The sequence below is a fragment of the Pedobacter ginsenosidimutans genome (assembly GCF_001442625.1).
Lineage (GTDB): Bacteria > Bacteroidota > Bacteroidia > Sphingobacteriales > Sphingobacteriaceae > Pedobacter > Pedobacter ginsenosidimutans.
Genome location: NZ_LMZQ01000069.1, coordinates 1 through 9,589 on the forward strand (window position 1 = coordinate 1; position 9,589 = coordinate 9,589).

General features: G+C 41.7%; 3 protein-coding genes. All 3 read left to right on the forward strand.

Annotated features, from left to right (window positions below; genetic code table 11):
• The first annotated feature begins 106 nt into the window (after nucleotides 1-106).
• Nucleotides 107-829: a LytR/AlgR family response regulator transcription factor gene (locus ASU31_RS26655; RefSeq protein WP_057935275.1), complete on the forward strand. Its 723-nt coding sequence runs from the start codon at nucleotides 107-109 to the stop codon at nucleotides 827-829.
• 630 nt (nucleotides 830-1,459) lie between these two features.
• On the forward strand, nucleotides 1,460-3,121 hold the full coding sequence (locus ASU31_RS26660) for a hypothetical protein (protein WP_057935276.1): 1,662 nt from the start codon (nucleotides 1,460-1,462) through the stop codon (nucleotides 3,119-3,121).
• Between the two features lie 4 nt (nucleotides 3,122-3,125).
• On the forward strand, nucleotides 3,126-9,589 hold a 6,464-nt coding region (locus ASU31_RS26665), incomplete at its 3' end, for a carboxypeptidase-like regulatory domain-containing protein (RefSeq protein ID WP_157258337.1).

Sequence of the window (9,589 nt, forward strand, 5' to 3'; positions counted from 1 at the left end):
AAGGGTTTTCGCAAAAGCGGTCTGGTTTTATCCGACCGCTTTTGCAATAAAAAAGAGCTTGCCCGGCAACAATTAAAAGGCGAAATTAGCTATAGATATTTAAACCATGTTAAAAGCAGTAATTTTAGACGACGAAATCAGGGGCAGCAAATTGCTGGGCCATAAACTCGAATCTTTTGAAGATGAGCTTCAGGTTGTAGGCGTTTTTAACGAGCCTGCGAAGGCCCTGGCTGCCATTACCCAGCTTTCTCCGGATGTCCTGTTTTTGGACGTGGAAATGCCGGGCATGAATGGTTTTCAGTTTTTAGAACGCTTGGGAACCTTTAATTTCGAAGTTATTTTTACGACCGCTTATGACAGCTATACTTTAGAGGCACTGCGTTTAAGTGCAGTTGACTATCTACTTAAGCCAATTGATGAGGAAGAACTGAAAACAGCGATTGTTAGGTTAAGAAAGCGGGTAATCGAAAAATCCAACTACAGGTCGTCAAAAAAAGAGAAAGTTAATAGCAATAGATTAGCATTAACTACCGCTGAGGGCGTTTATATTGTCGATAAAACCAATATTATCCGGGTTGAAGCGATGAGTAATTACAGCGTATTCATATTGGCCGACAACAAAAAGATTGTGGTATCTAAAACCCTTAAGGAGTTTGAAGCGATATTGGACGACGAATTCTTTACCAGAATTAACCGTTCAGTAATTATCAATTTAAGCTATGTGGTCAAATATCGCAAAGGCGATGGTGGAACCATAGAACTATCTGATGGTACTGAAATAGAAGTATCTATACAAAAAAAGGAAATCTTGCTTCAAAAATTGTTTTAACGGGTACTTTTTCCTGCCCGTACACATATGCGGAAATATCCGTTATTTTGAAATTACAGATCTGCATATGAGACAATCTATGATCTGTAGCGACTTTTGATTAGGTCCGCTGTCCATATCTGAAAATGAGCGTTCGGTAATATTTCTGAAAAGTTAACCCAGTTATCAGATATATCGCCAATTTAAAACCGAAAGCGGTTACGCAGTTCATTGAACACGGACCTGCGTAAAAGCGCAATCCCTTCCTTCAAACTTTAAATTACAAGTTTCATTCTTGTTTATCATGGTAGTCACGCTGAGCGTGAATATTAAACTATGGATTAAGCAGGTAAATACCGAGGTCCTTTAAACTTTGATATTGAACCCTGAAAATTTAGCTGCAATGCCCTGGTTTTTTTTGATCATATTTTTTGAAATGAGAAGGGTTTTATGGCCGTTTGATCATTAACTAAGTAAAACACGTAGTTCACCAGACGATAGTCCCTGTTCGCTCATTAGCCGGCCAATTGCGTTCTGGAGGTCGTAAATTTATTGGTGTAGCAGGTTCTTTTATCCAAATGAGGGCCCATAACATTTTATAAACTAAAGCAATACGAGGTGATAAAGCTGGTAAACATATTTTTTGCATTTATGTTGGCGCCGATACTGGTTGGTGCCCAAAATTTAAATGATATCAAAAATCAGAAACCTTTTACATTTAACGGTGCATTGGAGGTACGGACCATTGGCTACCGGATGAGCGGTGCAGCCGATCGGCGTAATCCTTTTGCATTGATAATAAGTGGTAGCCCAACCGTAAGTATCTATGGCTGGGACGTACCTTTTAGTATTAGTTATACCGATAAACAGACCAGCTTTCAACAGCCCTTCAACCAATTCGGTTTAAGTCCAACCTATAAATGGATCACCCTGCACGCGGGCTATCGCAATGTAAGCTTTTCGCCATATACCCTGGGCGGCCATACCATGCTTGGGGCAGGAGTAGAACTCACGCCAAAAAAGTTTAGGCTTGGTTTTATGTATGGCAGGTTAAATAAGGCCACAGCAATAGATACACTGACCCAGGCGCTGGTACCGCAATCTTTCACCCGTAAAGGTTATGCCATAAAAGTAGGCTATGGTACAGAAAAAAGCTATTTCGATATTAATTACCTAAAAGCAAAAGATGACAGTGCCGGCTTTGACAGGAGCAGGCAGATAACAAGTTTTAATACCGCACCTGCCGGAAATACCGTTTTGGGCTATAAAGGCCAGCTTACATTTTTAAAATATTTTTTGATCGAAAGTGAGGCGGCGGCGAGTTTATATACCCGGAATTTATATACAACTATACCTATTGATTCTTTGAATGATCCGATACTAAAAACACTGAAAAAATTTGCGCCTATAAATGCTACCAGCGAACTGTATACCGCATTTAGTGTTGGGGTAGGGTATCGGGATAAAAAGTACGGACTGAAAGTAAACTATAAACGCATCGATCCGGAATTTAAATCGATGGGCGCGTACTTTATTACCTCTGATATTGAGGCGTGGACGATAACACCATCATTTATTGCATGGAAAAACAGGTTGAACTTTTCCGGTAGCATCGGCCTGCAAAAAGATAATTTACAAAATCAAAAAAATGCAACCAACAAAAGGTTTATCGGAGCAGGGAATGCCAGTTTGCAACTGAACGATAAACTGGGTTTTGATTTAAGCTACAGCAACTACGCCAATAACCAAAGCCCTAATACGGTCCGCTTTGCCGATTCCCTTAGAATTGTGCAGACCACACAAATGTATAGCATTATGCCAAGGTATGTGCTTACCACCGATAAATATAGCCATACACTTTCTGCCGCTGCAACATTGAGTAACCTGAACGATTTTAACCAGTTTTTTGCCGATGCAGCTATTAGTAGAAATATGGATACACAACAGTTTTTCTTCAATTATAATATTGGTTTTTTAAAAGATGGTTTTAACCTGAATACGAGCATCAATACCACACGGTTGAAGGGAATGGGTACCGACCAGACCTATACTGGTATTTCGTTCGGTGGAGATGTGGTCCTGTTTAAATCTATGCTGAGGGCCTATACCAACCATTCGATAACTTTCGGTAAACAGCCTGAGGGCAAAAGTTTGATTTTTAACAGTTCTATAAATGCAAAATACACGGTTTACAGACGGCATACACTTGATTTTGGGCTGTACCTATTACGCAACGACCCAAAAAATACAACTGGCCTACAACAAAAATATACAGAGATGCGCGGTGAATTGGCTTATCAATTAAAATTTTAACGTTATGAAAAAATTATATTTCCTTTTACTTGCATCCTTGATCTTGCTATTTTCCTTAAGCGGGGTAAATGCTCAGGTAAGTGTATCGATAAGAATATTGCCGCCTTATCCAACCCGGATTACCGATTACGAGAGTAAACCACAACAGGTTTTGATTACACTGGTTAACCAATCAACGGCTACACAGAATGTACAGTTAAGGGCATCTGTTGTCGGCGATAATGGGATAAGACTGGAGGTAGGTCAAAATTACAAAAGTCCATCGGCAATAACGTTAACACCAGGGCAGGTAAGAAATTTAAATGGGGCCGATCTGGTTACACTGTTCGATTATAACCAGCTTACCTACACCGGCATTACCAAAGGCGAATTTATACGTGGGAACGGTCTGCCCGAGGGTAGTTACCAGGTTTGTATGCGTGCCTACGATTATAATACCAATTTGCCAATAAGTGGGGAGGAACCTACGGGCTGTAGCAACCGTTTCACGATAAGCAGCATAGAACCACCGCTAATTATACGTCCTGCAGACGGCGATGAATTAAACAATGTAAACGGAAAGGTTTTTACCATAAACTGGACAACCCCTCCAGGCGCACCACCATCGGTAAAGTATAAAATACGGATGATAGAAGTGATTGGCAACCGCAACCCCAACGATGCCGTGATGACTGCCCTGCCACCTTATTTCTTCGAAAAAGAGGTTATGGGAAACGTTTATGTATATAATCCTGCAGACCCGCAACTTGCCCCTGGCAGGCGTTATGCTTTGGTTATTAGTGCTTTCGATCCCAATAACAGCTATACTTTCAGGAACAATGGCAACAGCCAGGTTGTAGCCTTTGCTTTTGTTGGCGATCTGGTTAAAAACGGCCAGGAAAAAAAACCGGCAGATACTGCCTCGAAACCGAAAAAACCGCTTACTACAAATTCTATAAAGGGCAAAGCATTATGGGCATTTAAAGCAAGCGAAGAAAGCTACAAAAGCGGCTCCATGCTGGGCAGTATTGGTGCCGCAAACGCTGCAATTCCCAGTTTTAATGCCACTTTAATCAATAATAGTGCATACAACAGTAATTTGACCCCGGTTCTGGGCAATACAGCCGCGCAAGCGGGCAATAAAACGGTAGCTGGGGGCAGTAATAATGGAGTTGCCATGGGCGGATTAGTTTATGGTGCAGCAAACCCGCTAACGGATAATAAAAATAACCTCTTAAATGCAATGGCCATTGATGGAACCCTACTTGCCCAGGTGGTTACCGATAATAAGGGCAATACAATGAGTGCGGTACAAAAAGTTGCCGAAGAAAAAACGGCAAGCTCATTTATTTTCGCATCAGGCTATCAAAAATACGATTATTCAATTGATGCCACATCTGAAATCCCCGCAAACAACAAAATTCCATTGGCCAATGCTGTAGTAAAAATCATTGGCATTCCCGTTGAAACCGTTAGGATCTTAAATCCGCACCAGACAGAAGTTCAAAAGGAGAAAAACGAAAAGCAGGAACAAAGCAACTCACAATTTGGTATTGCGCTCAAACCGCAAAATAATAAGCCCGGGAATAATTTAAATCAATCCAAAGAAAATAACGCCAAAGCTAATAATGCAGCAACCAACAACGAAAAAAACAACACCGCACCTGCAAAAGCATCTGGTGCCAGCCCCATAATTGCCTACCCGAAAGAGAAAGATTTAATCGCCTCCGGCCGTACCGATGCAAATGGAAATTTCGATATTAATTTTGCCGATTTAAACTATACCGGTGGTAATAACTACAAACAGGTGAAAATAGTGGTTACGCAGGGCGATTTAGAGGAAACTAAAATTTTACCGGCCGACTCGCTTAAAAACCCTGATCTGGATTTGGGCGAGATAATCTGTCTGGCCAATACCTACCGCTATACGCCAACCATAGAAATGCCAGAAATAAATGCTGGCGACACCAAAAACCTAAAGGTTAAAATCTATCGTGAAGAATCGGCTTCAATGGCTTATCCATATTTAGCTTTTGATGGCAACATTGCCCCGGAGGCAAAACAGAAAACAATCATCAATGGCAAAAAAATGGTATTGGTGGCTACTGATAGTGTAAATGTGAAAACGAAAGGTTTGATAAAATTTTCGCGTTTATTCTATGATGCCCAATATACGATAGAAATTAGCACAAACGGACAGATTGATAAAAAAACCGGTAGTTTAAAGGTAGCACATTATGATTTAAGCCCAGATAAAGTTTTAAATGTGAAGCCAACATATACCTTAATGGCATCACCGCCATCTATAAAAGGTAGTGTACAGCTTTCTTTGGATAATGGTTTCGCATCGGTAAAAAACGCCATAGTCCGGGTCGAGTTTAAAAAAGAAGATGTATTGGTTGGCGCAACCAACTTAACCGGGTTGAGTGCAGTTTTAGGAAACCAGCAGACGTACAGCGCCCAGCTAAATACGCAGTTCGCGGCATATAATAACATCGTTGTACAGGCACAATCGCCATCAACAAGTTCGGCAAACACCGCTATATCATCTAATTCCTCGTCTTTTTATTCCTCAAATGTTTTAAACTCCGCCCTTGGTGGTGGTGTTAAAGCCAGTGCTACTTTTATCGGTAATGCACTAACCAATTTTGAAGAGCAAACCCAATTGGCACCATATAGTGCCCGCACAGATAGCGCAGGCAATTATGTAATCAGCAACCTGCCAAAATTAAAAGAAGGTGCAACTTTTACGGTACGGTTAATTAAAGTGCCCAATCAATTTAAATACTTAAAAGTAGATCCTGCCGATACCATTGTGGTGGCCAGAATGGTAGATGGGGAACAAAAAGACGCATCGTTTAGGATAAAACCAGAACTGGTACAGGTTGTAGGCCGCGTGGTTGATGCAGATAAAAAACCTTTAAACAACGCACGGCTTTATTTCAAAGGCTCAACCAATATTATTTTAACAGGGCAAACTGGGCTTTTTACGGCGACCTATTTTCCCGGTAATCATCAGCTTGTTATTGAGAAAGAGGGTTATGTAGGTAAAACCATAGCCGTAAATATACCTGCTGAAATAACGAAAAACCCAACCATCGATCGGGGTAACGTTGCGATAACCGAATTGCCAAATAATGTTTTAACAGGTAATCATATTGTGGATACCAAAAACATCTTTGGCGATAACCGAAATGTACAAAATACAGTGGCAAATACAATTGATCTGACTGCGCAACTGGTTAATACGCCTACTGTGCAACAGTCGATAGCCAGTAATGGCGGCAATTTTTCGCCTGCATTGTTTGGTGTCGCCGGGGCGCAGAGCAATGCGGCGGTCAGTGCGTCAGGTATTGGCGGTTTAAACCTTGACGGTGTAAAGATGCAGGGTAAAAGTAGCCCGGCAGGGGGTACAACATTCGATTTTTCAGGCGCCAAAGCCAGTGGGAATAATATGGTTAAACAGACCAGTTTTGACATAAGCAATGCAATGGCGGATGTTTTTAACAGCCCATTAACCAGTTCTAACTATGGATCAAACAGCAAAAAGACAATTGATCTGGGTGATGTCGGCTTTTTGGAAAGAAAGGTCGGTAAAATAAGGTTTAAGGTTGTTGATGAGGCAAATGCCGCAATTGCCAATGCCAGCATTGCCCTTTTTGATACCATAGGTATAACCGATAGTAAAGGCGAATGGTTTTATAAGGGCTTTGGTGGCAATGCAACAGTAAGGGTTACACCACAGGCTGGCACTGCTTTTATTATAACCGAACAAAGTGTGCTCATAAATGAAGATGGTGTAGAAAATGTTAAAACCATAAAACTGCAAAAAGGAACGGCAATAAGTGGTTTTGTAAGAAGCGACAATGCAGCGGTAAATGGAGCTACCGTAAAAGTAGAAGATAGACCATATCTGCAGGCCACAACCGATGCTACCGGGGCATATACGTTGTATGTACCTAAAGGTGCGCTGCAGGTAAAGGCATCAAAATCTGGTTACATTGCGCAGAGCAAGAGTGTAACCATAGGCACTACACCACAACAGTTGAATTTTGAACTGGGCAGTGGTGGCGGACGGAATATTGCCAAAATACTGGGGTTTGATGTAGAGTTGGATAAAATGGATGCTGAGGGAGCTGCCTACCGGGTAAGCGGAACTTTTATAAACTTAAACCCATCCCTAAGTGATTTAAAAAACAGCAGCAAAACGCAATTGCGGTTCAGTAATATCAAGATCAGTTTCGATGCGCAGAATAATGCCATGCCGGAGGGAAATAAAATAATAACCGATGAACTTTCTATTCCTTTTAAACTGTTAAATTATTTACCGGTTACCTTAAAAGCCGCCAATGGCATAGCTGTAGAAAGCGATGGGAATAGTGGTGGTAAGATTACCGGACAATTGGCCGTCAATATGGGCGCAATACAGGGCAGTAGGGGATGGACTTTACAAACTGCCGATGTTTTTCTCGTTCCGGACAATTCGGCATCACAGCAGGTGGTCATATTTACATCTAACAACACTGCTACAAGTTCACCAAAATATAAAATTTCATCAACAGCAGGTAATTGGCAGGGCGATATTTACGGCTTTAAACTCTCGGTAGAAACCGCCGCAACCTTTATCGATAATAATGGACTACACTTAAAAGGCAAGTTGAATACACCAGATCTGGGCCCCATTAAATCTGCATCTTTTACCGTAGAAGAATTTAACATCGGAGCAGATTTATCGGTGAAAACGGTAAAACTGGGCCAAACCAACCTGCCATCTATTAAAATAATGGATTGGAGTGCCAGTATTGCATCGTTACTCTTTAACGAGGACGGGTTTAAACTGGGTGGTAATATGGTCATAAAAGTACCTGCTTCAGGCACCTCAAACGTATCATTTTCGAACATTTCCCTGGCAAAGGATATGATGTTTGGGGGGACTTTTACCATCCCTACCGAGGGCATCAATATTTTTAATATCGTTCGGTTGAAGAAAGGCAATACACCAATTTCATTTGGGCAGGTGCCTAACCAATCGGGGGTATATAAATTAGGCGGCTCTGGCAAAATACAGTTCGAAAAATTTCTTACCTCGGTAATCAATATCCCGGTTTTCGAAGTGCATACCAATGGCAAATTTTTAGTTGATGCACCTGTTGATTTCGAGGCCAGTTTAGCTTTTGCCAAAATAAAGGTACAGGCTATACAGTTTAATAGTGTGAGCAGCACGCCTTACATAGGTGTGCAAGGTGCGATCTCGGTTGATGTACCGATATTAAAATTTACGGCCGCCGATATTACTTTTAAAGCGGCCAGCGGCGGAGTAAATGTATCGGTCGGTAAAATTAAAGCCTCATTAGATGTTCCGGTTTTAAAAACCGATATAGAAGTTGAGTTAAAAGATAATGGCTTTGCCGGTGCGGGTAAATTAAGTATCCCCGGTACGCCGATAAATGCCGGTATCGATTTCCATTACTTTAAAGTTCAGGGTGGGATAGATTTTGGTGCAAGTTTTAGTGCCGGCGTAGTGATCCCGATAGGTTTTGTAACCATTGAACGTGTTGGCGGAGGTTTTGCCTATAATACCGCTACCAAAGATTTTATGATCAATATTAATGGCGCAGTTTCCATTGCCAACTTAGGCTCGGCCATAAAATTAGATCCTATTGGCCTCACTGTAAGCAGCGGTCCGGTAATAGAAGGTTATGCCCATTTAATTGTAGGCACCGCCCTGGATGTGGCCGATGCCAGTATAAAACTTGATATCCCACAATCTACCTTTAGTATAACTGTTGATGCACAGATAGAACCGATAAAAGGTGTGGCAAGCGCAAAACTACAGGGCGATTTGATCATCAGTTTAAAAGATGATGATAAATACCTGTTTATAGGCGCAGCTATGGACATAAATTTATTGGGTTTAATTAAATCAAACGGTGAGTTTGCTATGGGGATCGGTGTACGTAACCCATCAACCCGGGGTGATAGGATCAGCTATTATTTTAGAAACGTTGATACCCGTTACGTGGGCGATATGTTTTCGGGAGTGTATATAAACACTACCGCAAAAATGGGTATCCCTAAAGAGCGGCCTATTGGCTTCGATTTTAAAATTGCCAGTGCGAAACTCTGGTGCTACACGGAATCAAATGCCAAATTGATCTTAAATTTTGCCGAAGGCAATTATCTGTTCGGCCTGAGCGGGAAATTTGGTGGCGGTTTTGAATTCTGTGTATTTAGTATTGCCTGTGCCGGTTTTGGATACGATGCCTGTTACGAGTTTATGGGTGGCCGCAACGATAGCGATGGCTGGTTTATAAACGGTAAAGCGGCAGGTAGCGTATACCTAAAAGTAGGCGGTTGCAACCCCGGTTGTAACGACTGGACGATAAAACCGTTCTGTGCGGGTTTTAAACTCTGTGCCAAAGGTGGCGCAGAAGTTGGTTTTTCTCAAAAGAGGGGTCTAAAATTGAGCGCTTTTGTTGGCGGCACTCC